General features: G+C 61.7%; 22 protein-coding genes. 14 read left to right on the forward strand and 8 right to left on the reverse strand.

What is annotated here, in order from left to right:
- Positions 1–32 precede the first annotated feature (32 nt).
- The 4 genes from ACZ0AI_RS22710 (at position 33) to ACZ0AI_RS22725 (ending at position 4,647) form a co-directional block, all read left to right on the forward strand.
- Entirely contained in the window at positions 33–959 is a 927-nt protein-coding gene (locus ACZ0AI_RS22710; protein ID WP_463563792.1) for a YncE family protein, read from the forward strand.
- Between the two features lie 26 nt (positions 960–985).
- Positions 986–1,996 (forward strand): TRAP transporter substrate-binding protein, encoded by a 1,011-nt coding sequence (locus tag ACZ0AI_RS22715; protein WP_463563793.1) that lies wholly within the window; start codon positions 986–988, stop codon positions 1,994–1,996.
- 1 nt (position 1,997) lies between these two features.
- Positions 1,998–2,957 (forward strand): amidohydrolase family protein, encoded by a 960-nt coding sequence (locus ACZ0AI_RS22720; RefSeq protein ID WP_463563794.1) that lies wholly within the window; start codon positions 1,998–2,000, stop codon positions 2,955–2,957.
- Positions 2,958–3,471: 514 nt separating this feature from the next.
- Positions 3,472–4,647, forward strand: a complete 1,176-nt coding sequence (locus ACZ0AI_RS22725) for an L-rhamnonate dehydratase (protein ID WP_463563795.1) — start codon at positions 3,472–3,474, stop codon at positions 4,645–4,647.
- Between the two features lie 54 nt (positions 4,648–4,701).
- Here ACZ0AI_RS22725 and ACZ0AI_RS22730 read toward each other — a convergent pair whose 3' ends face one another.
- The 5 genes from ACZ0AI_RS22730 to ACZ0AI_RS22750 form a co-directional block, all read right to left on the reverse strand.
- Positions 4,702–6,093, reverse strand: a complete 1,392-nt coding sequence (locus tag ACZ0AI_RS22730; RefSeq protein ID WP_463563796.1) for a M16 family metallopeptidase — start codon at positions 6,091–6,093, stop codon at positions 4,702–4,704.
- On the reverse strand, positions 6,093–7,736 hold the full coding sequence (locus ACZ0AI_RS22735; protein WP_463563797.1) for a Na/Pi cotransporter family protein: 1,644 nt from the start codon (positions 7,734–7,736) through the stop codon (positions 6,093–6,095). The genes ACZ0AI_RS22730 and ACZ0AI_RS22735 overlap by 1 nt, the downstream gene beginning before the upstream one ends.
- Positions 7,737–8,048: 312 nt before the next feature.
- Positions 8,049–8,822, reverse strand: coding sequence for a TerC family protein (locus tag ACZ0AI_RS22740; protein ID WP_225834899.1), 774 nt, complete (start codon positions 8,820–8,822; stop codon positions 8,049–8,051).
- Between the two features lie 102 nt (positions 8,823–8,924).
- Complete coding sequence (locus ACZ0AI_RS22745; protein ID WP_463563798.1) at positions 8,925–10,229, reverse strand: CitMHS family transporter; 1,305 nt, start codon at positions 10,227–10,229, stop codon at positions 8,925–8,927.
- A 306-nt stretch (positions 10,230–10,535) separates the two neighbouring features.
- Positions 10,536–11,450, reverse strand: a complete 915-nt coding sequence (locus tag ACZ0AI_RS22750; protein WP_463563799.1) for an AEC family transporter — start codon at positions 11,448–11,450, stop codon at positions 10,536–10,538.
- Positions 11,451–11,548: 98 nt separating this feature from the next.
- Here ACZ0AI_RS22750 and ACZ0AI_RS22755 point away from each other — a divergent pair, with 98 nt between their 5' ends.
- The 9 genes from ACZ0AI_RS22755 (at position 11,549) to ACZ0AI_RS22795 (ending at position 21,531) form a co-directional block, all read left to right on the forward strand.
- The gene (locus ACZ0AI_RS22755) at positions 11,549–11,953 is read left to right on the forward strand and encodes a GFA family protein (RefSeq protein ID WP_463563800.1); all 405 of its coding nucleotides are present in this window, start codon (positions 11,549–11,551) and stop codon (positions 11,951–11,953) included.
- A 291-nt stretch (positions 11,954–12,244) separates the two neighbouring features.
- Positions 12,245–14,152: a methyl-accepting chemotaxis protein gene (locus tag ACZ0AI_RS22760; RefSeq protein WP_463566005.1), complete on the forward strand. Its 1,908-nt coding sequence runs from the start codon at positions 12,245–12,247 to the stop codon at positions 14,150–14,152.
- 139 nt (positions 14,153–14,291) lie between these two features.
- The gene (locus ACZ0AI_RS22765) at positions 14,292–14,681 is read left to right on the forward strand and encodes a response regulator (RefSeq protein WP_463563801.1); all 390 of its coding nucleotides are present in this window, start codon (positions 14,292–14,294) and stop codon (positions 14,679–14,681) included.
- Positions 14,682–14,809: 128 nt separating this feature from the next.
- Positions 14,810–15,133 carry a hypothetical protein gene (locus ACZ0AI_RS22770; protein ID WP_463563802.1) on the forward strand — a complete coding sequence of 108 codons (324 nt, stop codon included), beginning with the start codon at positions 14,810–14,812 and terminating at the stop codon, positions 15,131–15,133.
- 781 nt (positions 15,134–15,914) lie between these two features.
- Positions 15,915–16,544, forward strand: coding sequence for a (2Fe-2S)-binding protein (locus ACZ0AI_RS22775; RefSeq protein ID WP_463566006.1), 630 nt, complete (start codon positions 15,915–15,917; stop codon positions 16,542–16,544).
- Complete coding sequence (locus ACZ0AI_RS22780; protein ID WP_463563803.1) at positions 16,544–17,527, forward strand: FAD binding domain-containing protein; 984 nt, start codon at positions 16,544–16,546, stop codon at positions 17,525–17,527. The genes ACZ0AI_RS22775 and ACZ0AI_RS22780 overlap by 1 nt, the downstream gene beginning before the upstream one ends.
- 153 nt (positions 17,528–17,680) lie before the next feature.
- Positions 17,681–19,903: a xanthine dehydrogenase family protein molybdopterin-binding subunit gene (locus ACZ0AI_RS22785; RefSeq protein ID WP_463563804.1), complete on the forward strand. Its 2,223-nt coding sequence runs from the start codon at positions 17,681–17,683 to the stop codon at positions 19,901–19,903.
- A 75-nt stretch (positions 19,904–19,978) separates the two neighbouring features.
- Positions 19,979–20,947, forward strand: coding sequence for an XdhC family protein (locus ACZ0AI_RS22790; RefSeq protein ID WP_463563805.1), 969 nt, complete (start codon positions 19,979–19,981; stop codon positions 20,945–20,947).
- Positions 20,948–20,949: 2 nt separating this feature from the next.
- A complete protein-coding gene (locus ACZ0AI_RS22795; RefSeq protein WP_463563806.1) occupies positions 20,950–21,531 on the forward strand; it encodes a nucleotidyltransferase family protein in 582 nt (193 codons plus the stop codon).
- A 378-nt stretch (positions 21,532–21,909) separates the two neighbouring features.
- Here the strand turns inward: ACZ0AI_RS22795 and ACZ0AI_RS22800 are convergent, their stop codons facing one another.
- Positions 21,910–23,166 (reverse strand): OprD family porin, encoded by a 1,257-nt coding sequence (locus tag ACZ0AI_RS22800; protein WP_463563807.1) that lies wholly within the window; start codon positions 23,164–23,166, stop codon positions 21,910–21,912.
- A 626-nt stretch (positions 23,167–23,792) separates the two neighbouring features.
- Between ACZ0AI_RS22800 and ACZ0AI_RS22805 the strand changes: the two genes are divergently transcribed.
- Positions 23,793–24,917, forward strand: a complete 1,125-nt coding sequence (locus ACZ0AI_RS22805; protein WP_463563808.1) for a metallophosphoesterase — start codon at positions 23,793–23,795, stop codon at positions 24,915–24,917.
- A gap of 48 nt (positions 24,918–24,965) precedes the next feature.
- On the opposite strand, the gene ACZ0AI_RS22810 is transcribed toward ACZ0AI_RS22805, so the two are convergent.
- A complete protein-coding gene (locus ACZ0AI_RS22810) occupies positions 24,966–25,469 on the reverse strand; it encodes a (R)-mandelonitrile lyase (RefSeq protein WP_463563809.1) in 504 nt (167 codons plus the stop codon).
- A 36-nt stretch (positions 25,470–25,505) separates the two neighbouring features.
- Complete coding sequence (locus ACZ0AI_RS22815) at positions 25,506–26,099, reverse strand: flavodoxin (RefSeq protein ID WP_463563810.1); 594 nt, start codon at positions 26,097–26,099, stop codon at positions 25,506–25,508.
- Positions 26,100–26,114 lie beyond the last annotated feature (15 nt).

Here is a 26,114-nt window from a genome sequence, read left to right on the forward strand (position 1 = left end):
GTGCCTCGGCGCCGCCTTTAGGAATCGACACGATGAGTCAGGAAATTCTTCTTCTGGTGCAGAAATGCGCGCACACCTTCAGCTTCTACGACGTATCGACCGGCGATGCGATCAAGCACATCCGCCTGCCGGATTTCCCCCACGAATTTGTGGTGGATTCCAAGAACCGCTTCGCCTATGTCGGCCACTACGGCATCGAAACTTCCAGCCATGAAGGCGAGGGCGGCTGCTCGGTGTTCGTCATCGACCTGGAGCGCGGCGAGCACGTGCGCACCCTGAGCATCTGGCCGTTCCGTCGCCCCCATGGTTTGGCGATGGATGATCAGGATCGTCTCTATGTGCTCAGCGAGGGCGACTCGACCCTGCTGATCTTCGATCAGCCGCATATCAAGGACGTGCCGGATCGGGCGATTCCGTCCGGCGGTTACAAGAGCCATCTGGTTGCCCTCAACCGTAGTGGTGAGACCGCCTTCGCCCTCAACCTGCTGAGCAACACCATCACCCGTCTCAAGCCCCAAGATCCGACCGTTGCGCCTGTGCCTCTGCAGCCGGGCAGCATGCCCGAAGGCAACTGCTTCAGCCGTGACGAGCGCACGTTGTACGTCGCCACCCGTGGTGACAACAGCATCGTCGCCGTGGATGTGGAGACGCTCGAAGTGACCCATCGCGGACGCACTGGTGCCGACCCGACACGTATCTACCGTGACCGCCAGGATCGCCTCTACGTGACCAACTACGCGGAGCATTCGATCTCGGTATTCAACACCGCACTGGAGCAAATCCACCGCATCGAGCTGGATACCCACGCCATCGCCATGAGCCTGCACCCGACCCGCGACCTGGCCTTCGTCACCCTCAAGGATCAGCGTGTCGGCATGCTGGATCTGCAGACCTTCACCTTCCAGCGCTACTTCCACACCCTGCTCGAGCCAGATGTGTCTCAGGTCATCGTGCGCTGAATTCCCGTCATCATCGGAGAGTACTCATGAGTAATCTGTTCATTCGCGGTGTCGCCGCCCTTAGCCTGGCCCTGTTGCTGCCAGGCGTTGCCGCCCAGGCGCAGGAGCGCACGTTCAAGCTCAGCGCCGGTGACCCCATCGACGCCCCCGGGCCTCAGGGTGCCAAGCTGTTCGCCGAGCACCTGAAGGCCGAAAGCGCTGGGGCGTTGAGCGTCAAGGTGTTCCCTTCGGCGATGATCGGCAACGATGTGCAGATGCTCGGCGCACTGCCAGCGGGCACCGTCGAATTCGCCCTGGTGGGGGCGCCGACACTGGTCGGGCTGGTCAAGGATTTTGGCGTGCTGGATCTGCCCTACCAGTTCAACTCCACTGCCGAAGTGGATGCCATGCTCGACGGGCCGATGGGCCAGCAACTGCTCGCCAAGCTGGAAGAAAAGGGCCTGGTGGGCCTGGGCTTCTGGGAGATCGGGTTTCGTAACCTGACCAACAGCAAGCGGCCTATCGAAAAGTGGGAAGACCTCAAAGGCTTGAAAATTCGCACCGTGCAGAGCCCGATTTTCCGTACCTTCTTTGATCACCTGGGGGCCAACGCCCAGCCGATGCCGATCAACGAGGTGTTCGGTGCTCTGGAAATGCATGCCATCGACGGCCAGGAGAACCCTATCTCGCTGATCGCCACCCAGCGCTACAACGAGGTGCAGAAGTACCTGACCCTCAGCGAGCACATCTATACCGCCTACGTGCTGCTGATGAGCAAGAAGACCTGGGACTCTCTGGATGACGCGCAGCAGGCGCAGGTGCGCAAGGCCGCCGAGCAGGCGCGCAGCGAGCAGCGCCAACTGGCCCGTCAGGCCAACAGTGAGAAGCTCGCCGAGTTGAAGGCGTCGGGCATGCAGGTCAATGCCCTCAGCAATGAACAGCGCCAGCGCTTCGTCGATCAGGCGAAGATCGTCACCGAGCAGGTGCGTGGCAGCATCGACGCCGATTTCGTCAGCGCCTGGCAGGCCGAATTGCAGCGCTTGCGCGAGGCCAACTGAAATGTCCGAGTGCCTGCATCAGCGTCTCGGTCTGCCCCATGCAGCCGACGGGCAGCGATTGATCGATGCCCACCACCACCTGTGGAACCTCGATACCCATCGCTATCCGTGGCTGCAGGACGACGTCGATCAGGGCTTCTTTCTCGGCGACTACGCGCCCCTGCGTCGCAACTATCTGCCAGAGGATTATCTGGCCGACAGCGCTGGGCAGCGGGTGCTCGCCACGGTGCATTGCGAAGCCGAGCACGAGCGTGCCGATCAGGTGGCGGAAACCCGTTGGGTGCACGAGCAGCATGCGCGCTACGGCTTTCCCAATGCGGTGGTGGCCCATGTCTGGTTCCACCGCCCGGACTGCGAGGACATCCTTGGCCGACATCTGCAATACCCGCTGCTGCGCGGTATTCGCAGCAAGCCGGTGACGGCCTCGCGCCCCGAACTGGCCTCCAGCGTGCGCGGCCAGGCCGGCAGCATGCAGGACGACGACTGGCTACGGGGCTTTGCCTTGTTGGCCAAGCACGGTCTGTCCTGGGATTTGCGTGTGCCGTACTGGCACCTGCAGGAAGCGGCGCAGGTCGCCGCTGCCTTTCCCGAGGTGCCCATCGTGCTCAACCACATGGGCTTCCCCTGGGATCGCAGCGCGGCCGGGCTCGAAGGTTGGCGCACCGGCATGCAGGCTCTGGCGGCGCAGCCGAATGTCAGCGTCAAGATTTCCGAGCTCGGCCTACGTGATGAACCGTGGACGCTGCAGAGCAACCGCGGCGTGATCGAGGAAACCTTGTCGATGTTCGGCATCGAGCGTTGCCTGTTTGCCAGCAACTACCCAGTGGCCGGTTTGCGCATCGGTTACGGCGACCTGGTCACCGCGATGAGCACGGTGCTGGAGGGATATGACAGCGCGCAGCGCGATGCCTTTTTCTGGCGTAACGCCAGGGATTTCTACCGGATCGCCCTGGAGGGCTAGCCCTATCAGTGGCATCCCGTAGTCGCTGGCGAGCGTCTATCACCTGATATTTCACAGGTACTCAGCATCGGTTCATTGGCCCGAGGGGGAGGCGTTTGCCCGACGTTTCATCTACCGCCCCGGTGACGCTTTGCCGGATGCGGCTGCCCGATAACGCGCAGATGGCTTTTTTCGTTCAAGGCATTTCCTGTGGTTATCACTGAATGCGCATAAGTGATTATCCGCCGCCAAACGCTCTGGCTAGAGTCGGCGGCAATAGGCAGCGATGGCTGTCGCGATAAACCAATAAGAAGCCCGCCTTGAGTCCTCGCAAGGTGATGACAGGCAAAGAAGGAGCTGACCATGACAACAAGAATAACGGTCGAGGCACTGTCCTCGTCCATCGCCAAACGCTGCGTGCGGCTCCTGTCCCTTCTGATCCACCGATCCAATCGTCCCTCAACCACCCTAGCCGTGCCGCTGAACACAGCGCATGTCGGCTGACCGCCAATACGTAGTGAAAGGAGCTGTGAACATGAAAATAAAATCTATCCGTACCCGCGTCTTCGAATGGAAAGGCAAGGTGGTACCGCCGCAGGCCCACTTCTGCACCAATGCCAGCGATATTCTCTTCGAGCGCGGCGATGCCATGGGCTCGTTCCGTTTCCATGGTTGGCTGGTGGTGGAAGTGGAGACCGACACCGGCATCGTCGGCATCGGTAACTGCGCCCTGGCACCGCGTGTGGCCAAGGAAATCATCGACACCTACCTGGCACCCATCGCCATCGGTGAAGACCCCTTCGACAACGAATACATCTGGCAGAAAATGTACCGTCAGAGCCACGCTTGGGGCCGCAAGGGCATCGGCATGGCAGCGATCTCGGCGATTGATATCGCCATCTGGGACATCATGGGCAAGGCGGTGGGCAAGCCGGTCTTCAAGCTGCTTGGCGGGCGTACCAAGGAAAAAATCTGGACCTACGCGTCGAAACTCTACGCTAACGACAACCTCGACCTGTTCCTCGAGGAAGCTCAGGGTTATCTCGACCAGGGCTTCACCGCACTGAAGATGCGCTTCGGTTACGGCCCTAAAGACGGCCCGGCGGGTATGCGCCGTAATATCGAGCAGGTGCGCGCGTTGCGTGAGCTGGCTGGCCCGGATATCGACATCATGCTCGAGTGCTACATGGGCTGGACCCTGGAATACGCCCGGCGCATGCTGCCGAAACTCGCCGAGTTCGAGCCTCGCTGGCTGGAAGAACCGGTGATCGCCGATGACCTGGAAGGCTACATCGAGCTGAAGAAGATGGGGATCATGCCGATCTCCGGCGGCGAGCACGAGTTCACCTCGTATGGCTTCAAGGACATGCTCGAGCGCCGTGCCGTGGACGTGATTCAGTACGACACCAACCGCGTCGGCGGCATCACCGCAGCGCGCAAGATCAACGCCATGGCCGAAGCCTGGTCGGTGCCGGTCATTCCCCACGCCGGGCAGATGCACAACTACCACCTGACGATGTCGACCACCGCTTCACCGATGGCCGAGTTTTTCCCGGTGTTCGATGTCGAGGTCGGCAACGAACTCTTCTACTACGTGTTCAAGGGCGAGCCGGCGCCGGTCAACGGCTACATCCAGTTGGACGACAACAAGCCGGGCCTGGGCCTGGAAATCTCCACCGAGTACCTGAGCGAGTTCAACATCATCGAGTGATGGTTGGCTGCGCCTTTCGCAACATCAAAGCCCCGGTCTGACCGGGGCTTTTCATTAGCGTCGGCGCAACAGCCCGAATAGACCGATAACGGCCAGCAACAGCAGCAATGCCACAGCAGAGGTGCTCACGTACAGGCCCGTGGTGCCGAGCAGCGGTTTCTCCACCCGTTGATAGGTGGGCTGTTTGAGTAGCAGGTTCAGCGCCGCGTCTAGCTGTGCAGTGTGAATCTGGCGCAGTTCCTTGGAGTGATCGGCGAAGCGACCCTCCTCGTAGTCGGCCAACGAACTCCAGTACGTGTCGGCGAGGGCGCTGTTGCCCTGGGCCGTCCAGCTCTGGCGGGCGAGGGCGACGTTGCGCAGGCGCTCGACGGTTGCGTCATCCAGGCCGTCTCTGGCGAGCCTGTGCAACAGGTCGTGCAGACGCTGTAGAGTTTGCTCGACATCGCCGCGCGCCACCTCGGCGTTGATGCTGAAGAAGCTGCTGCTGGCATAGGCACTGCGTTCGACGCTCGGCCCATAGGCCAGACCGTGATCGAGACGCAGATCGCGGTACACCGCCCACTGCAGATAGTCGCGCAGCAACTGCCAGGTGCCGTGGTCGAGCTCGCCGACGAAGGGCTCGGCGAAGATCAGATGCACCTTGGCGGTTTCACCGACCAGGCCATTGACCAGCGTACGTTCGGGCTCGGCCTTGCCGGTGCTTTCCGGCAGGTCGCGCAGCTCGGGCATGGGGCCGGGCGGCAATTCGCCGAAGCGCCGCTCGAGGTAGGCGGGCAGGCGGCGATCGAGATCACCGACCATGATCAGGGTGATGTTGTTGGCGACGTACCACTCGCTACGCAGGCGCTCCAGGGCATCGGCCGTCAGATGCTCCAGGTTGTCCGGCTCGGCGCAGGCCAGGCCCAGTTCTGCAGCCAGCTGCGCGGTGGCGTCATCCGCGCTGCCGGAGCTGCCGAGCAGGCGCTGCCAGGCAGCAGGGTGTTCGCCATTCTCGTGGGCGATGACGCCCTTGGCGGCGTCGATGCGCGCTTCGTTCAGCTCGGTGTTGAACAGTGCCGAGAGCAGCAGATCGAGGGCGGCGCGCTGATTGGCGGCCGGCACTTCAAGTACGAAGGTGGTGTCGCTATCGCGGGTGTAGGCGTTCCAGTCGCCGCCCAGGGCCTGCATACGCTCTTCCAGCCCCGCCTCGCCGCTGTCGTCGATGCCGCTGAACAACAGGTGTTCGAGCAGGTGCGGCAGCTCCTTGTGGCGGCAGTCGAACTGATCGAAACCGACACCGACTACCAGGCGAATGGACACATGGCCGCGTTCGCTGGTGGGCTTGAGGATCAGTTGCAGGCCGTTGTCCAGCGGATAGCCTTCCACCTTGAGGCGGTCCGCCGCCAGCAGGTGGCTACACAGCAACAGGCTCAGCAACAACGTCAGCGTGCGGCCGGTGGAAAGCACTACTCGCCACCTTCTTCGGCGAGCAGGGCGCCGGTTTCATGGCTGCCGAGTACGGCGTAGGCACTTGCGCAGAACAGCGAGTTGAGGCGTTTCATGTCGTCGATCAGTTCCAGGTGAAGAGAGCTGGTTTCCAGACTCTTGACCACCTGCTTGTGTAGACGTTCGACATGTAAATGGGTCAGCCGGCGTTCCTGGATGCGGAAGCGACGCTTCTCGCGCAGCAATTGGCGAGCGGCATCGGCGTCAGCGGAAAAGAATACCGACAGGCCCAGACGCAGGTTGCCTAGCAGGCGCTCCTGCAGTTCGGTGAGTTCCACCAGGCCGCTTTCCGAGAAGGCGTGTCGCTGTGAGGTCTTCTCGTCCTGAATCTTGCCGAGCATGCGTTCGATGATGTCGCCGGCCCTTTCCAGGTTCGATGAGAACTCGATGATCTCCGCCCAGCGCCGGCTGTCGTGCTCGCTCAGTTCCTCTCTCTGCACCTGGGCCAGATACAGCTTCACGGCGGTGTAGAGGGCGTCGATGTCGTCGTCGATACGGCGCAGGTCCTTGCCGAGAATTGGCTGGCTGCCACGCAGGGCGTCGAGCAGGTGGCCGAGCATGCTGTCGACCAGGTCACCGATGCGCAGGGTTTCACGTACCGCATTGGACAGCGCCAGGCTCGGCGTGGACAGCGCAGTGGGATCGAGGTGGCGAGCCTTGGCGACGGCGTTCATGTCCGGGCGATCCGGCAGCAGCCAGTTGCAGAAGCGCGCCATGAGGCCGAGGGTCGGCAGCATCAGCACGCAACGCAGGCTGTTGTAGAGCACGTGAAAACCGATGACCAGTTCCGCCGGATGCCATTTGAGGCTGTCCAGCCAGTGCACCAGCGGGTCGAGTACCGGAATCACCAGCACCAGGCCGATCAGCTTGTAGAGCAGGCTGCCCAGGGCCACGCGGCGCCCGGCCTGGCTCTGCATGCTGGCATTGAGAAAGGCCAGCACGCCGCTGCCGATATTCGCACCGATCACCAGGCCGATAGCCACTGGCAGGCCGATCACCCCGGCACCGGTCAGCGTCGCGGTGAGCAGCACCGCAGCCAGGCTCGAGTAGGAAATCAGCGCGAACAGTGCACCGACCACGGCGTCGAGCAGCAGGTCGCCGGTGAGCGAGGCGAACAGTACGTGAATGCCCTTGGCTTCGGTGATCGGCGTGGCGGCGGCGACAATCAGCTGTAGCGCCAGGATCATCAGACCCAGGCCGATGGCCACACGACCGAGCTGGCTGGCGCGGGTCTGCTTGCGGGACAGGAAGAACACCACGCCAAGGAAGATCAGCAGCGGCGACAGCCAACTGAGGTCGAAGGTCAGCACCCGCGCCATCAAGGCGGTACCGACGTCGGCACCGAGCATGATCGCCAGCGCCGGGGTCAGCGCCATCAGGCCCTGGCCGACGAAGGAAGTGACCAGCAGTGCCGTGGCGTTGCTGCTTTGCACCAGCGCGGTCACGGCAATGCCGGCGACGAACGCCATGGGCCGTTTGCCGACGTTGTGGCTGAGCACGCGGCGCAACTGTGAGCCGTACACCCGCAGGATGCCGGTACGCACGATATGGGTGCCCCAGATCAGCAGGGCAATGGCGGAAAGCAGATTGAGCAGAGTCAACATCACGCATCTCCCTGATACGCAGATTCGATCCCGATACTTGGGATACTGCCGGTGACGGGGGATTACAAAAGTCAGTCACATCGAGTGTGGCTGTGCTTGTACGCACCCACATAAATGAGCTGTAGCCGTCGTTCGCCTTATGTGCCAACTCTGCGAGTAGACGACGGGCACGCCGAGCGAGGGTCGGCCTAGGGTTACATGCGGGTTGGAGAGGTCTGGGGTAGGAGAGTTCGAGGAAATTGAGCCGTGAATGTTTTGCGCGCCCATAAACAAAGGGGCCTGATTAGGCCCCGTTGTTTTTAGCTGTTGCTATTACTGCCCAGGAACGTCCTTGCGCAGTTTCACCGGGTCTACGTCGTCCTTGCCTTCTGCGCGGCGGCGGGCGCCACGCAGGCGGATGTTCAACGCTTCGACACCCAGCGAGAAGGCCATGGCGAAGTAGACGTAGCCTTTCGGTACGTGGACTTCGAAGCTCTCGGCGATCAGCACGGTGCCGACCACGATGAGGAACGACAGGGCGAGAATCTTCAGGCTCGGGTGTTTCTCGATGAAGTCGCTGATGGTGCCGGCGCAGATCATCATCACGATGACGGCAACGACGATGGCCGCGACCATGACCGGTACGTGGGAAACCATGCCGACGGCGGTGATCACCGAGTCCAGCGAGAACACGATGTCGATGATGGCGATCTGAATGATGGTGCCGATGAAGTGCTTGGCCGCACCTTTTGGCGCTTCCACATTCTCTTCTTCGCCTTCCAGGCTGTGATAGATCTCGCTGCTGCTCTTCCAGAGCAGGAACAGGCCACCGAAGAACAGGATCAGGTCACGGCCGGAGATACCCTGGCCGAAGATGAAGAACAGATCTGCGGTCAGGCGCATGATCCAGGTAATGGAGAGCAGCAGCAGGATGCGCGTGACCATGGCCAGGGCCAGGCCGAAGAAGCGGGTGCGCGCTTGCAGGTGCTGCGGCATGCGGCTGACCAGAATTGCGATCATGATGATGTTGTCGATGCCCAGAACGATTTCCAGGGCAGTCAGAGTCAAGAAGGCAACCCAGATTTCCGGGTTGGTCAGCCATTCCATTAGATGTTCCTTGCAAGTGAGTGGACGACTGGCGCGAAAACGCGGCCAGGGTGCCGAATTTTAGCGCCAGTCGTGTGAAGATTTCGTCAAAATGTGTGCGGATCAGCTACCGAATAGCGGAAACACGCCCAGCACCAGGGCTGCAGCCAGGATGGCCATGCAGATCAGTACCGCCCATTTCAGGGTGAAGCGCTGCAGATCACCGAATTCGATCTTCGCCAGGCCGATCAACAGATAGGTCGACGGTACCAGCGGGCTGAGCAAGTGCACCGGCTGGCCAACGATCGACGCCCGGGCCATCTCCACGGCGCTGATGCCGTAGCCCGACGCCGCCTGGTTGAGCACCGGCAGGATGCCGTAATAGAAGGCGTCGTTGGACATGAAGAAGGTGAACGGCAGGCTCACCAGTGCGGTGATCACCGCCAGGTGTGGGCCCATTGCATCGGGGATCACGGCCAGCAGGCTTTTCGACATGGCGTCGACCATGCCGGTACCGGTGAGGATGCCGGTGAAGATGCCCGCGGCGAAGATCAGGCCGACTACCGCCAGGACGTTGCCGGCGTGGGCAGAGATACGATCCTTCTGCTGCTGCAGGCACGGGTAGTTGATGATCATCGCGATGCTGAAGGCGATCATGAACAGCACGGGCATCGGCAGCAGGCCGGCGATCAGCGTGGTCATCAGAATCACGGTGAGGAGGGCGTTGATCAGAATCAGCTTCGGACGACGAGCTTCCGGGAACTGCGAAACGCTGATCTCGTCCTGGGTGATCTTGCCTTCCGGCAGTTGCAGCACGCCCAGGCGCTTGCGTTCACGCAGACCATAGTAGTAAGCCACGCCGAACAGCACGATGGCACCAACGATCATGCCCGGAATCATCGGCACGAAGACGTCCGATGGGTCGACGTGCAGGGCGCTGGCTGCGCGAGCGGTCGGGCCGCCCCACGGGGTCATGTTCATGATGCCGCCGGCCATGATGATCAGGCCGGCCATGATGGTCGGGCTCATCTTCAGACGGCTGTACAGCGGCAGCATGGCGCCTACGCAGATCATGTAGGTGGTCGAGCCGTCGCCGTCCAGGGAAACGATCAGTGCCAGGGCCACGGTACCGACAGCGACCTTCAGCGGGTCACCCTTGACCAGCTTGAGGATCAGGCGCACGGGCGGATCGAACAGGCCCGAGTCGATCATGATGGCGAAGTAGAGGATGGCGAACATCAGCATCACGCCGGTAGGCGCGAGCTTGCTGATGCCTTCGAGCATCATCGGGCCGATCTGGGGGGCGAAGCCACCGATCAGGGCGAAGATGATCGGGATGATGATCAGAGCGATGAGCGCCGACAGGCGTTTGCTCATGATCAGGTACATGAAAGTCGAAACCATGGCAAAGCCAAGGAAAGTCAGCATGGAGATTCTCCGGACGTGATTCGGCTACGGTGCGAAAAGGCGGTCAGCGTTAGCGACGAGGCGAACGGAGGGGGTGGAGAAGGCGTGGAGAGCGAGGGCGGAGCATGGTTAATTACCTGTTTTATTCTTGTTGACGGCAGCTGCGGGCCTCTCTGGCGGCAGCTCATCGACCGATCTATGTCGGTCAGTGAGCGGATGCTAGAGCACAAAGCTTTCAGCCAGCTTTCGCCGAACTCAGATAATTGCTGGATGTTTCGCCGCGGCTACATAAACCGGCGCGGGCCCGTGAGCCCCGCCAGCCGTGGGCTACAGCATTCGCTCGAGTAGATAGAGCGTGGCGACCAGGGAGGCCGCGGCGAGTAGATGTTGCAGCGTGATGATGCCGGCCATCAGGTTGGCATCGCCGCCCAACTGGCGAGTCAGCACATAAGCGGTCGGTGCGGTGGGCAGGGCGAAGAACAGTACCAGTACGGTGCTCTCCATCACCGGTAGTTGCAGCGCGTAAGCGACGGAGAATGCCAGCAGCGGCATCAGTAGCAGGCGCAGCAGGCTATTCCAGGTCAAAGCGGGGATTTCGCCACCCAGTTGCTCCGGCTTGAGTGCCGCGCCAACGCACAGCAAACCCAGCGGCAGGCTGGCGGCGGCGAGCAGGCTGAGCAGGCGGCCACTGCCGCCCGGCAAACCGAGGCCGCTGAGATTGACCAGGGCGCCAGCGAAGCAGGCGAGGATCAGCGGGTTGCGGATGATCGGCAGTAGCAGGCCGCGTGCGCTGACGCCACGCTCGGCGGTCAGCGACCACACCGACAGCACATTGACCGTCGGCACCATCAACGCCAGCATCAGCGCGGCCAGGGTCAAGCCTGGCTGGCCAAACAAACTGCCCACCGCCGCCAGACCCAGATAGGTGTTGAAACGCAGAATGCCCTGGCTGAAAGCACCGAAGCGCGACGCCGGCCAGCCGCGCAGGCGGCGTACGATCAGCAGTGCCAGCCAGGCTATGCCCAGACCAAGCAGCACGGCCAGCGCCAGCCTGGGTAACTGCGGGTTGTCCAGCGGCGCAGTGGCCAGGCTGTTGAACAGCAGGGCGGGGAATAAAATGAAGTAATTGAGGCGCTCGGCCCCGGGCCAAAAGGCTTCACTGGGAAAACCGCGACGGCGCAGTTCATAACCGGCAACGATCAGTGCGAAGAGTGGCCAGAGGGCCAGAAGCAGTTCGGTCACGGGAGCCCCCGGTGGTGGTGAGCGTGCATCTTCGCCAGTGCCGCACGATCAGGCAAGCCAGATGCGAGCTGGATATCAACAGGCTTCAGGAGAGAACGATGAGCGATCTACATAGCGGTGGCTGCCAATGTGGCGCATTGCGTTATCAGTTCCAGGCGCCTTTGAGCGATATCGCCCATTGCCACTGCTCGATCTGTCGGCGCAGCACCGGCGGCATTCTGGTCACCTGGATCACCGTGCCGCTACAGCACTTCACCTGGCTGCAGGGCGAGCCCGCGCGCTACGCCTCGTCAGCGACCTGCACACGGTATTTCTGCCCAACCTGTGGTGCGCATTTGGCTTTACTCACCACCCTGAGTCCGCAGTCGATGGATGTGACCATCGCGACGCTGGATCACCCGGAACAGGCGCCTGCGGATCGGCATATCTGGGTCCAGAGCCGATTGCCCTGGCTGCAGGTGGATACGCACTTGCCGGAAGAGCGGCAGGAGCGGATTGAATAGCTTGCCTCTAGGCCAACCAAGTGACGGTCGCCGTAGCGCGTAAGCCTCCTCTTTGTCTGGTTTTCCCTAAAGAATGCTCGCTTTGGGCCGATCAAGAGTCGTCCCTTGACATGCCTTCGTGCCGCATATGGATGCGCTTTCGCTGTTTAACGTGCCGCAGTACATAAGCACGACGACAGACAATCTTTTTCCCTTGGTAATTGAATCTGCCGAAGTCCATGGAATAGGTGATACCCCGTGCTCAGAAATATCCCGTTGAGTCGCAAGCTCTTACTGATACTCGCGTGCCCGCTGTTTGGGTTTCTCTGGCTCGCTGCATTGCAGGTCGCCAGCAGTTACCAGACCTTGCAGGAGATGGATCGAACCCAGGAGGCCAGCGCCGCCGCTCAGAAAGTCAGTCAGTTGATTACCGTGTTGCAACGCGAGCGGGGCGCCAGCGGGATTTTTCTGGGTAGCCAGGGCAAAAATATGCAGGACGTCTTGCTGCGCATGCGTGGGCAGACCGACACGGCGCTGGGCGAAGTGCGCGCGCTGTCCGGCAGCGCGGCTGATCAGCTCGACGAAGCCCTTGCCGCGTTGAGCGGCCTGGATGCGACTCGCGGGCAGATCGACAAACTGGCGATCGACAACCGTGAGTCGGGGGCGCGTTATACCGCGATCATCCGCACGCTGATCGGCTACACCCACGGCCTCGAGCGCAGCGTCGACGATCCATCGCTGGCCCGCGTACTGTCGTCGCTCACCCAGTTCATCGAGATGAAGGAGCGGGCCGGGCGTGAGCGCGCCATGCTCGGCGTGGTGTTCAATCAGGATCGTTTCGACGCCGATCTGCTCTCCACCTTCAGCCGCAACCTGGGCGAGTTCACTGCTTACTCCGAAGGCTTCCGCCGCAACGCCTCGGCGGATTTCGTGCGCAAGCTCGACGAGAAGATGCAGCAGCCCAGTGCCGTGGAAGTCGCCCGGTTGCAGAAGCTGGCCTTCGACACGCCGCTTGGTCAGTCGCTGGGCGTCAAGTCTACCGACTGGTTCCAGACTTCCACCAGCCGCATCGACCTGATGGGCGAAGTGGAGACCGAGCTGGGTCAGAGGGTCGGCATCCTGGCCGCCCAGGCGCGTGACAAGGCCGCCGGCGTGCTGTGGATGACGGTGATTGGCGTGCTGGCCGCGCTGGCGGTGGTGACCGTGCTGTCCTATTTGATCATCAGCAACATCAACTTCGCCGTGCGCGAGGCGAACACCGCGCTACTGGCCCTTTCCCAGCGAGACTTGACCGCACGCTCGACCTATCAGGGCAAAGACGAATTCGGCGAAATAACCCGTAACCTCAACCGCATGGCTGAAGAGCTGGCGCAGATCGTGCGCGAGATTGGCTCCGCCACCGCCCAGGTGGCCACCGCAGCGGAAGAGTCCTCGGCGGTGACCCTGCAGACCAGCAACAGCCTGGAGCGTCAGCGCCAAGGCACCGAGTTGGTGGTGACCGCCATCAACGAGATGAGCGCGACGGTTCGCGACGTGGCGCAGAGCACCAGCGATGCTGCGCAAATGTCCCGTCAGGTGAACCTCAGTACCACCCAGGGCCGCCAGGAAATCGAGCGTACCGTGGAGGTCATCCGCGAACTGTCCACCCAAGCGGATGAGACCGCGCGGATAATCGGCGATCTGAAACAGGAAAGTGATTCGATCTCTGGCGTGCTCGACGTGATCCGCGGGATTGCCGATCAAACCAACCTGCTGGCTCTCAACGCGGCCATTGAAGCGGCGCGGGCCGGCGATCACGGTCGCGGCTTCGCGGTGGTCGCCTCCGAAGTCCGTACCCTGGCACAGAAGACCCAGGAGTCCACCGGCAATATCCAGGAGATGATCGCCAATCTGCAGAAAGGCTCGGATCTCGCCACCCATTCGATGGAGGAAACCCTCGGCAAGGCGCGCGCAGGTGCGGCCAACATCGAGCGCGCAGGTGACCTGCTGGCCGATATTGCCGCCGGCGTCGCCGGGATCAACGACCGCAACATGCAGATCGCCACGGCTGCCGAAGAGCAGAGTGCGGTCGCCGAGGACATCAACCGTAACGTGGTCGAGATCAACGATGTCGCCATCCAGGTCAGCTCCGGTGCCGAGCAGACCGCAGCCACCAGCCTGGAGCTGGCGCGGCTGGCCGAGCACCAGCAGAAACTGGTGAACCGTTTCCGCCTGGGATGACGGTCGTGCGGACGCTGCCTGGCCTGCAGGCAGTGTCATGGCTGGCTGCGTTGCCGCCAGTCGGCAGGGCGCGGATATTTATGAAATCTTGCTCATGGCCGCTGGTCAGAGCCTGACTCCTACTGCCCGGGTTCATGCGATGCCACTGATAGTCATAGCCGAAGACGAACGCTCGATCAGAGAGCTCCTCGTGGAGATCTTCGAAGACGAAGGTCATCAGGTGAAAGCTTTCCCCTGTGCCGACGACGCCTGGGAGTTCCTGTCCAGCAGCGACGGGCAGGTACAGATGGTGTTGACCGACTTCAGCATGCCTGGCGATATCGACGGTATCTTTCTCGCCCACCTGATTCGCGATCGCTTCCCAGATATGCCGATCATCATCTCTTCCGGCTTCCTGGAAGGGACGACCGATTTCGAAGGTTTGAACGTGGCGGTGATCCCCAAACCGTGGACGGTCAATCAGCTCCTCGCCATATGCGCGGCGATGACCGCTGAAAAAGCACCCCAGGCCGGCATTCAGCCGGTTTGATCGCTTCCAGTAACGGCTGCAAGGCCTCGCGGCTGTCTCGTTACACAAGACTTCTCTCAGGTGACTGCACAGAAAGGTTGGTGGATAGGTAGAATCGCCGCCCCCGTTTTACTGCTGGAGATGTCACGTTGGCCATTCACTACTCGCCTGCCCCGGATATTGTCGCTTGTGGCCGCACTGGTGCGAGCCTCAGCGCTACTCAGGATCAGGCGCAGGTTTCCTGCAAACTCTGCCTTCGCTCGCTCGAAAAGGAGGCTGCCCCAGCCGCGGCAGCCAACCGCACGCCAACCCTGGCCGAGCTACGTGCCGCTGCTCGCGCCGCCAAGGCTCCGGCCAAGCAACCTGAGGCTAAAGCTGCGCTGAGCGTGCGGGCCGCATGGCAGCAGAAGCTGGAGCAGATTCCCGGTCGCAACCGGCTGCCACGCGGTGCTGCTCGCCAGGCGTACGTGTAACTTGCTGCCTCATCAGGGCTGCGAGACAGCCCTGATTGTTTGATGCCTGCATTACTGCCTTACCTTACTTGGCTTCATGCTGGTGTAACCCTTCCTGAGTGCGTAGCGCCATAGTTTTTTCATCTAGGCGTTAGGTCACTTCAAGTAACTTTCTAAACTTGATAATCACTCCTGATAAACACTTCAACATTCGGCCGGAAATACGGGGTCGCCTGAAACTCTTGGTTTGGATTGGAATAGGCAAGTTTGCCTCTGAAGAAAATTTATCAGTCGCTGATGAACTTAAAGTGCAGTTGCATCTTCATGTGTCAAAAAATGAAATTTCTCTCCCCGTTATTACCTGAATAACCACTGTCCAGTTACTTGTAGTCTATTCATGAGCCCCGCTCATTAGGTTTTGCAGTATTTCGCTACTAATCACTGTGGCCGATAGCTGCTAGCGTCAGCAGCCGTTTGTCTATCGATCCTTTAAGTACGGATGTGTTCTTATTCGCGAATGCCTGTTATCTGTTGAATGGATCAATCGCGGTACCTCGTGCTGTTCTTTACCCGAGTGAACGACGAACTTTGCCATGCAGACTATTCCCTGACTAAAAACAGTGAACCGAAATGAGAGCCGCAGCTACCAAGTTCAATGCACTGGTGCAGTGGCAATAAAACGAAATGAGTCGTGGCAGCCGCCGATGTTCAGCAGCTCGCCAACTTGAACGACCTTGAGGTTACCGTGATGAAAGACCAGAACACCTTGCAGAACCCGGTGGTTGAAGTGGATCCGGCCGCAATGGCGGTATCGCCGACGCGCCGCAGCTTTCTCAAATTCGGTGCCTCGGGCATCGCGGCGGCGACGCTCTCCGGCCTGATTCCCGACAGCGCCCTGGCGACCGTCCAGAATGCGGTACCCGGTATCGAGGACAAATCGGCACCCGGCGTCGGCGAGCAGCGTATTCGGCTGGTCGTGAATGGTCAGGTGCACACGCTGAACGTGCCGGCCAATGCGGTATTGCTGGATGTATTGCGTGACCGCCTGCAACTGACCGGCACCAAGAAGGGCTGTGATTACGGTCAATGCGGCGCCTGCACCCTGCTGGTCAATGACGTGGCGATCAATTCCTGCCTGTCCCTCGCGGTGCAGCATGACGGCGACAGCATCACCACCATCGAAGGCCTGGCCCAGGGCGATACCCTGCACCCGGTACAGGAAGCCTTCTGGGAGCACGACGCCTATCAGTGCGGCTACTGCACGTCCGGGCAGATCATGAGCGCCGTGGCGATTCTCAAGGATCCGAACATCCCCAGTGACGACGCCAGCGTTCGCGAAGCCATGAGCGGCAACATCTGTCGCTGCGGCGCCTACAAGAACATCCTCAGCGCGGTGCAGTCCGCGCGGTCGAAGATGGGAGGGATGGTCTGATGCGTACTTTCAATTTCGTGCGTGCCGAGTCGCCCGCACACGCCGTCGGTTCGATGACTGGTGACGAACCGCGCTCTTATCTGGCAGGCGGCACCACGCTGCTCGATCTGGTCAAGCTGGACGTGATGAAGCCCGAGCAGATCGTCGACATCAACCACCTGCAACTGAAGCAGGTCGAGCGCCTGGCCGATGGCCGGCTGCGCGTCGGCGCGCTGGTCAGCAATACCGATCTGGCCAATCACCCGCTGGTGCGCGAGCACTATCCCGTGCTGTCCCAGGCCCTTCTGGCCGGTGCCTCGACGCAGTTGCGCAACAAGGCGACCACCGCCGGCAACGTCATGCAGCGGGTGCGCTGCAATTACTTCCGCGACGGTACCTCAGCCTGCAACAAGCGTGAGCCGGGTTCGGGTTGCGCGGCCATCGGCGGCTTGAATCGCAGCGTGCACGCGGTGCTGGGAACCAGCGAGCACTGCATTGCCACGCACCCGTCGGACATGTGCGTGGCCATCGCTGCCATCGGCGCACAGGTCACCGTTCGCGGCGCCGCTGGCGAGCGACAAATCCCGTTCGGCGACTTCCACCTGCTGCCTGGAGAAACGCCGTGGCGCGAGCATGCGCTGGAGCGCGGTGAGCTGATCACCCACGTGACCCTGGACGCGCCGCTTGCCGGCAGCCGCTCCGCCTATCTCAAGCTGCGCGACCGCGCCTCTTATCAATTCGCCCTGGCTTCCAGCGCGATCATTGTGGTGCTCGACGGGCAGCGCATCGCCGACGCACGCGTCGCTCTGGGTGGGCTGGGCAGCAAGCCGTGGCGCGCTACCGAGGCCGAGCGGGCGCTGATTGGTCAGCGGGCCACCCCGGAGACCTTCGCCCGGGTGGCGGAACTGGCGGTGAAAGGGGCGCGGGCTTACGAGCACAACGCTTTCAAGATTCCACTGGGGCAGCAGGTGGTTATGCGCAACCTGCGCGACCTTACGACTTAGACCCTATTCACGATCTGCTGCGCGTCGGCCCTACTGCGTTAAAAACAAGCTCGGAATGCTCATTTACAGCCGTAAACTCCGCTTCCTCGCTTATTTTTGCCTTGTATGGCTCTAGCTCGCTAGATCGTGAAAAGGCTCTTCAGGAGCTTATTCATGAGCGATAAAATCATCGGCGTCGCCCAGCGACGCGTAGAAGGTCGTCAGAAGGTCAGTGGCGCGGCGTTGTATGCCGCGGATCATCATCTGGACGGTCAGCTTTACGCCTATGGCGTTTACAGCAGCATTTCCAGTGGGCGGATAGTGGTGGTTCACGACGAGCAGGCGCGGCGTATGCCCGGTGTCGTCGAGGTGCTGCACCACGGCAATTTCCCTCGCCTGCATCGCACGCCCAGTGGCGCCAAGAACCTGATCAAGAACATCCTCACCGCCAGCAAGGTGGATGAGCACCGGCTGCCCTTCGAGGACGACCGGGTCTACTATCCAGGGCAGTTCGTAGCCCTGGTGGTGGCCGAGAGTTTCGAGCAGGCGAGGGCGGCCGCCTATCAGGTGAACGTCGATTACCAGGCGGACGAGTCGATCAACAGCCTGCAGGATGCGCTGCGTACCCGTGGTGCGCGTGCCGGTGGTGGTGGCCACGAGCGTGGCGATCCCGAAGCGGGGTTTCAGCAGGCTGCGCACCGCATCGACGTGACCTACACCACGCCGGTGGAAACCCACAATCCCATGGAAATGCACGCCACCACCGCCCACTGGCGTGATGGTCGTCTGTTCGTCTACGAAAGCAGCCAGGGGGTGGTCAACCACCGCAACGTGCTGGCCAATGTCTTCGATCTGTCCACCGATCAGGTCAAGGTGCTGGCGCCCTACATCGGCTCCGGTTTCGGCGCCAAGCTGTGGCCCTGGCCTCACTCCATCGCCGCCTGCGCGGCTGCCAGGGTCACCAAGCGGCCGGTGCAACTGATGTTGCCGCGCGAGCAGATGTTCACCACCGTTGGCCATCGCCCGGAAACCCGCCAGCGGATGCGCCTGGCTACCGATGGCGAAGGCAAGTTGCTGTCCATCCGTCACGAGTCCTACAACAGCACCTCGACCCTGGATAACTACACCGAGACCTGCGGCGGGGTGACCAAGAGCCTGTATTCCTGCCCGAACGTGCTGGTCAGCCACAGCATGGGCCAGGTGAATCGCGGCACGCCAACCTCCATGCGAGCACCCGGCGCGGCACCCGGGCTGTTCGCCCTGGAGTCGGCTATCGACGAGATCGCCCTGGCCAGTGGCGTCGACCCGCTGGTGTTCCGCCAGAAGAACCTGGCCAGCAAAGATGAAAGCACTGACTTGCCGTGGTTCAGCAATCACCTGCCGGAAGCCATCGAGAAGGCTGCCGAGCGCTTTGGCTGGCATCAGCGTAATGCTGCCGTCGGCGCCATGCGCGAAGGCGACGAGCTGATCGGCTACGGCGTGGGCGCCTGCAACTGGGAGGCCTTTCAGGTCGCCACCGATGCGCGGGTAATCCTCCGCGCCGATGGTCGCGCGCTGGTGCAGTGCGGCTTGCAAGACATCGGCACCGGCACCTACACCATCATCGCGCAGACCGTCGCCGAATTGACTGGCTTGCCGATGGATCGTGTCGAGGTGCAATTGGGCAACTCGTCGTTCCCGCCTGGCGCCCTGTCCGGTGGCTCCTGGGTGACTGCCAGCCTGATGCCTGCCGTCGCCGGCGCGACTCGCCAGGCGCTGGACAAGTTGCGCGAGTACGCGGTGATGAACAATGGCCCCTTCGCCGGCCAGGATCCACAGAGCCTGGAACTGGGTGCAAGCGGACAGCTGAGCAAAGGCGGCGTGAACGCCAGCTTTGCCGATGTACTGACCCGCCAGCGCCTGTCACGGGCAGAGGCGACCTACCACAGCGGTGCCTCGGAGAACGACAAGTACTCCTTCCGCTCCTTTGGCGTGCACTTCGTCGAAGTGCGCTGGGATCCAGGCATCTCGCGTCTGCGCGTTGCACGGGTGGTCAGCGCCATCGACGTGGGCAAGGTGGTCAACCCGCTGGCGGCGCGCAATCAGGTCGAGGGCGCGATCATCATGGGCATCGGCATGGCGCTGTTCGAGGCGGCCGAGTACGACCCGCGCAATGGCTTGCCGGTGAACAACAACTTCGCCGAGTACATGGTGCCCGTGCATGGCGACCAGCCGGATATCGATGTGCTGCTGCTCGACTATCCGGATTACCAGCTTGGCGAATTCGGCGCACGGGGCATTGGCGAGATCGGCGTGACGGGGCTCGCAGCCGCCGTCGCCAACGCGGTCTACCACGCCACCGGGCAGCGTATTCGCAGCCTGCCGATCACCAAGGAAAAATTGATGGCCACCCGGTAATCGGGGGCGTGAACGAGCGCAGGCCGTCAAACGAGTGGCCTGCGTTGCCTGGGTTGAGGTGGCGAGGTGGTGTTGATGAAGCAACTTGACCTGCAGGTAATTCAGCAGGCTCGTGCCTGGTTGGCAGAGGGGCAACCGATCTGGTTGTGCACCGTGCTGTCGACCTTTGGTTCTGCTCCCCGCGCGCCGGGTGCGATGTTGGTGGCGTTGCCTAACGGTTCATTCTGCGGGTCGCTGTCTGGCGGCTGCGTAGAAGAAGATTTTCTCGAGCGGGTGGCCAGCGGCTCGTTCGCTACCCGCAATCAGGTGGTGCGCTACGGCGAGGGCGGATTGACGCCAACCCGTGCGTTGCCCTGTGGCGGCGTGCTCGATGTGCTGGTCGAGTACATCGAATCGGGCGCGGCTGCCGAGGCGATGCTGGTGCAGGTCGAGCATGCCCTTGGTGGCGGCGAGTTGCTGATCCGCGACGTGCCGCTGGGCAATGGGGTCGGTGAGTGTCGGCCAGCCAGCATGAGCGATGCGAGGATTCAGCGCGGCGAGGAACATGTGTCGATCCGGGTCGGCGCCGTGCTACGGGTGATCCTGGCAGGCTGGTCACCGGTCGCCGAGTTCTGCGCCAGCTTCGCGATGTCGCTCGGTTACGAGGTGATTCTCTGCGATCCGCGTCCCGAGGTGATCGCCGAAGTGACCCTGCCAGGCATGCAGGTACTCGAACTGCTGCCGGCCCGTTTCATCGCCGAGCAGGGCGCCCACCGCGCCACTGCGGTACTGGCCCTGACCCATGATCCGCGTATGGACGACCTGACGCTTATCGAAGCAGTACGTACCGAGGCCTTCTACATCGGCGCCATGGGTTCGCAGCGCACCAGCGGTAAACGTATGGAGCGTTTGGCACGCCTGGGCGGGCTGACGCCTGAGCAGATGCAGCGAATTCACGCTCCGATCGGCTTGCAACTGGGCAGCAAGTCACCGGCTGAAATCGCCCTGGCGACCATGGCCGATGTGCTCAGGGTCGCCAACGGCATCGACCGGGGCGCGGTGTAGGCATGGTTTCGCACGCTCCTGTGGTGATCGTTCTGGCGGCGGGTCGCGGCTCGCGCTTCCGTGCTTCTGGTGGCGCAGTGAGCAAGCTGCAGGCCGATCTGCACGGCAAGCCGGTTCTCGACCATGTGCTGGCGGCGGTCGAACGCTCAGGGCTCGCCGTTCACGTGGTACACAGCGCCCGTGGTGATGGCATGGCCGATTCGATTGCCGAAGGCGTGCGGGCTACCGCAGGTGCTTCGGGGTGGCTGGTGCTGCCGGGCGATCTGCCATTGGTGACCGCGCAAAGCATCCGCAGTGTGGCTGCTGCCCTGGCGGACAGTCCCGTGGTGGTGCCGGTCTTCGATGGCGCCAAAGGCCATCCGGTGGGGTTCGCTCGCGAGTGCTTCGACGAGCTGGCTGTGCTCAGCGGCGAGGCGGGCGGGGCATCCGTCGTGCAGCGTTACCGTGCTGCGGGACGCGCGCTGCAACTGCCACTCGATGATCCGGGCATCCTCACAGACATCGATACGCTCGAAGATCTGCTGCGGGTACGCCGTCTGCTCGAAGCTTTCGTTCAGTTCAGGGGCTCTGGCGAGCAGGTGTGAGCTAGTGTAGCGTCACAGATCAAATGTCGTATCCGAGCGATTGGGCTGAGTGGTCGCTCAAAGACGAGAGCGGACGTTCGCGTAACTTGTGGGAGGGGCTTTAGCCGCGAGCTCTTCACGCCTAGACAGGCACAATCGCGGCTAAAGCCCCTCCCACAAAAGCAGCAGCGCCCGATGTCCGCTTCCGCCCCATGGCTGCCATCCCACATTACGATACCCCGGTCGCCGCCTCGGGCACATCGACCACCCTGGCCGACATATGACCGTTGTCGCGAAACTAGGGTGATAAGTGCAAAAGAAGCGACGACCTGATGGTCGTCGCTTGCGCATTGTCCACGGCAATCCGTTCAAGCAATCGCCGTGGCCGCCTCGGCTCTCCTACAGAATGCTCAGCGGGTATTCGACGAAGGCGCGAATCTCGTTGAGATCCGGGCCTACGTCATTGCTGGAGCGGTAGATGGAGTTGCGCAGGCGCACGGAGAGGTCTTTGACCGCACCGTTCTGCACGGTGTAGCTGACCTGGTTGAACAGCTCGCGCTCCTTGCCTTCCTTGTCGCCACCGGTGTCGATGTTGTCGCCACGCACATAGGCGAACTTGTAGCGCAGGCCCGGTACGCCATAGCCGGAGAAGTCCAGCTCGTAGCTGGCCTGCCAGGAGCGCTCGTCCTTCAGGTTGAAGTCCGAGTAGTAGGAGTTGGCCAGGTAGACGCTGCTGCCGCCATCGCCGTAATCATAGGCATAGCCGGCGTCGCCGCTGCTTCGCTGGTGGGCGATGATGAAGGCGTGGTAACCGACGCTGTATTTGGCCGCCAGGCTCCAGATGTTGTTGCGGTCATTGCGGCCGTCGCCGCCGAAGTCCAGCGCTGCGTCCGAGTTGTCATCGTAGTCGGTGCGGTACAGGTTGAAATCGAAATTGAGCGCCTGGGTGTCGCTCAGCTCGGTGGTGTAGTTGAGGTTGGCGTAGTACTTCTCGTAAACGTCCTCCACATCCGAGTGATACAGCGCGGCGCTCAGGTTGTCGGTGAAGGCGTAGCTGCCACCCAGTACATCGATCTTCTTCAGGCGGTTGGCGTCCCGCGCCGGATCGCCCATCGGGCTGTCGGAAGTGAAGCGGCCAGCATTCAGTTCGAGGCCCTGCACTTCGTTGCTGGTAACCAATGTGCCAGTGAACGATTGCGGGAGCAGGCGGCTGTCGTCATGGGCCAGCACAGGCAGCGACGGGAACTGGTTGCCGTAACGGACTACTGTATTGGAGAAGCGCAGCTTGACCGCCGCCCCAGCCTGGGAAAGGTCGTCGACCGGGCGGCCATCGCCGTCGGTATCGAAGAACGCGCTGTAATTGCGGCCCCGACCGCTGTCGAGCTTGACCCCGAGTAGACCGAAGGCATCGACACCTACGCCGACGGTACCCTGGGTAAAGCCGGACTCGAAGGTGGTGATGAAGCCCTGGCCCCACACCTTGGCGTCGGCGGCGTTGTTCTTGAAATCGCGGTTGAAGTACGCATTGCGCAGCAGCAATTTCAGGCTGCTGTCGGCGATGAATCCGTTGGATTCGGATTGCTCACTGGCCTGTGCCAGTGGAATGCCTGCTGCCAGACACGCGCAGGCGAGTGCGAGTTTCTTGTGTTTGAACATGGATGCTCCTAGTCGATTGGCAGGTGTTGAAGTATTGATTCACCAATGTCACAACATAATTATTATGTGCGCTGGATATACCAGCGCAGTGCGATAGTTATCATCGGCGTTGGCGCATGAGCCAACCACAGGAGTCGATTATTACTATCGATGGAAATGATGCGTAGCGGCAGGGGTTTACCTATAGCATTCGAGGCGATGAACTCATAACCATTGGCTCCGAGAGTAGCCGGTGGTCTCTCCAGTTCATCATCCTTTGGTTTCCGCCTCACTATGAGGCGGTTTTTTTTGCCCGTAGAAAAGTACTTTGAATTAAAGCGGTAAGTTTGTTTTGTGCTGTTTTTCATTGGAATGGGCAATACGCTTTGGGCTCATTCATGGTAAGGCGCGATATTGATAGTTGGATATTGTTATTGATGACTTCTGCTCATAAGGGTATTCGTTTATTGATACTTTATTTACACCGAATTTATCTTTATAGATTGTCTGTTTGCCGGCGGGCACAAGTCAGTGCGTCGTCACTTTTTCCTGTCGCAAAGGCTTACAGGAAAAAGCGGCACCCCGTTGCGCTGTCGAGGTCACATGAGGCCGCAGCCGATTCACCTCCTGAACAAGCGAGATAAACCGTGTTTCACCTGATCACGGGCCTCATAGCCCTGTATGTATTCTGGCGAATGATCTGCATCCAGCGCTGGTCGCGCGCCGTCAAAGGCGTGTTGGGCGTGCTGATCCTGCTGGTCGCCGAGCACCATCTGATCACCCGTACCTTTTTCGGCAGCATGGCCTCCCCGGAGATTCCGGGCGAGATACTGATGTTGCTGGGCTGGGCATTCGGTGCGCTGATCGTCAGCGCGTTGGTGCTCTTAGTGCTGGATTTCACTGCGCTGGTTTTCGCACGGGCTGGCTCCGTCGGCAGTGCCGTCAAGGCGCCCGGGTTACGGGCAGGCGTCGGCTTGGCTGCCATGTTGCTGACGGCTTTGGGCGTCTGGCAGGCAGTGCGGGTGCCGGATGTGCGCGACGTCGAGATCGAGCTGGCGCAGTTGCCGGCCGAACTGGATGGCCTGCAGTTGGTGCAGCTCACCGATCTGCACGCCAGTCGCCTGCTGCAGCGCCCGTGGATGGAAGCGGTGGTCGCCAAGGCCAACGCGCTGCAGCCGGATCTGATGGTGATCACCGGCGATCTGGTCGATGGCACCGTCGCTGCCCGTGAGCAGGATGTCGAGCCGCTGCGTAATCTGCGCGCACGGCTCGGTGTGTACGCGATTCCCGGCAACCACGAGTACTACGCGGAGTATCAGAACTGGCTTGGCCACTTCGAATCCCTGGGGCTGCCCATGTTGCTCAACGAGCACGTGACCATCGAGGACGCGGGTGCCAGCCTGGTGCTGGCTGGCATCACCGATCCGGCCGCCAGCCGTTTTGGTCAGCCGCTGCCTGACATCGAAGCCGCGCTCGCCGGGGTTCCCCCGGAGGCGGCGGTGATCCTGCTTAGCCATCGGCCACTGGCGGCTGCGGGCAATGCCCTGGCCGGTGCCGATCTGCAGTTGTCCGGTCACACCCACGGCGGTCAGGTACTGGGCATGCACTGGGTCACCCAGGTCTTCAACGAGGGTTATGTGTCCGGTGAGTACGCGGTGGGTGACATGCGTTTGTACGTTAGCAATGGCGCGGGGCTGTGGAATGGCTTCCCGCTGCGCCTGGGCAAACCTTCGGAGATCACCCGCATCACTTTGCGTGCAGCCAAAGGCTAGCTTCGGCTGAGGAGCGAACCGTCGGTAACGACGGTTCGCTCGGCTGCCTCACTGCGCCGAAGCGGCCTGTGGCGGCGCTGCGTACTGCTCGTCCGAGACCTTTTCCATCCAGTCGGCAGCCTTGCCGTCCAGCTGCTCGGCAATGGCGATATGGCTCATCGCCGTGGTCGCGGTCGCGCCATGCCAGTGTTTGACCCCCGGCGCGATCCACACGGTATCGCCCGGGCGGATTTCCCGCCGTGGGCCGTTCCAGTTCTGCACGTAGCCCACGCCGCTGACCACGATTAGCGTCTGCCCAAGCGGATGGCTGTGCCAGGCAGTGCGCGCACCCGGCTCGAAGGTCACCGTGCCGCCACTGACCCGTGCAGCATCGCTGCCCTTGAACGGCGCATCCAGGCGGACGTTGCCGGTGAAGTATTCGGCGGGCACCTGCACGGACGGCTGTTCGCCGGCTCGTGCGATGCGGATATCGGTGGTTTCTTGCGCATCGCTGAGGCTGCCCAGCGATAGCGCGGCAGCTGTCACGAACGCCTTGGTTCGACGTGCACTCATATCGGATCTCCTCAATCGATAAATTGATAGGGCGTCTCAGCCGCTGATCTCGGCGTCTTCGAGCCAGCGGTTGACGCGCTCCATGGTGCGGCGCTCCTGATCGGCTTCCAGGGTGAAGCCTTCGAGCACCCGCGCGCCCTTCGCATGACTGGTGAGGATCGATCTGCTGTCCCCCAGGCCATGGCCGCCATGGGTGACGAACGGGATCAGGATTTTTCCGGACAGGTCGTGAGCGGCCAGAAAGGAACGGATCACCGGCGGCGTGCTGCCGCCCCATATTGGAAAGCCCAGCAGCAGCGTGTCGTACGAGGTGAGATCCACCTCTGTGGAGGCGAGCGGTGGTCGGTAGCCACTGTTGCGTTCCTGACGCGCCTGCTCGACGGTTTGCAGGTAGTCCTCGGGATAGGGCGTGGCCGGCTGGATCTCCAGCAGGTCGGTCTTCAGCGTACGCTGCAGCAGGCCGGCGATGACGCGGGTGTTGCCGCTTCGCGAGAAGTACGCCACCAGCAGGCGCGAACCCTGTCCTTGTACCTCGGCGCCCTGGGTGCCGGCGCTGGCGCCAGCCAGAAAGGGGGCGCTGGCGAGCGCGGCGAGCAGCGTGCGGCGCAGTGGGTCGTGGGCATCGCTCATGAGCAGTTTCCGACT

Source organism: Pseudomonas sp. AC355 (genome assembly GCF_979258205.1).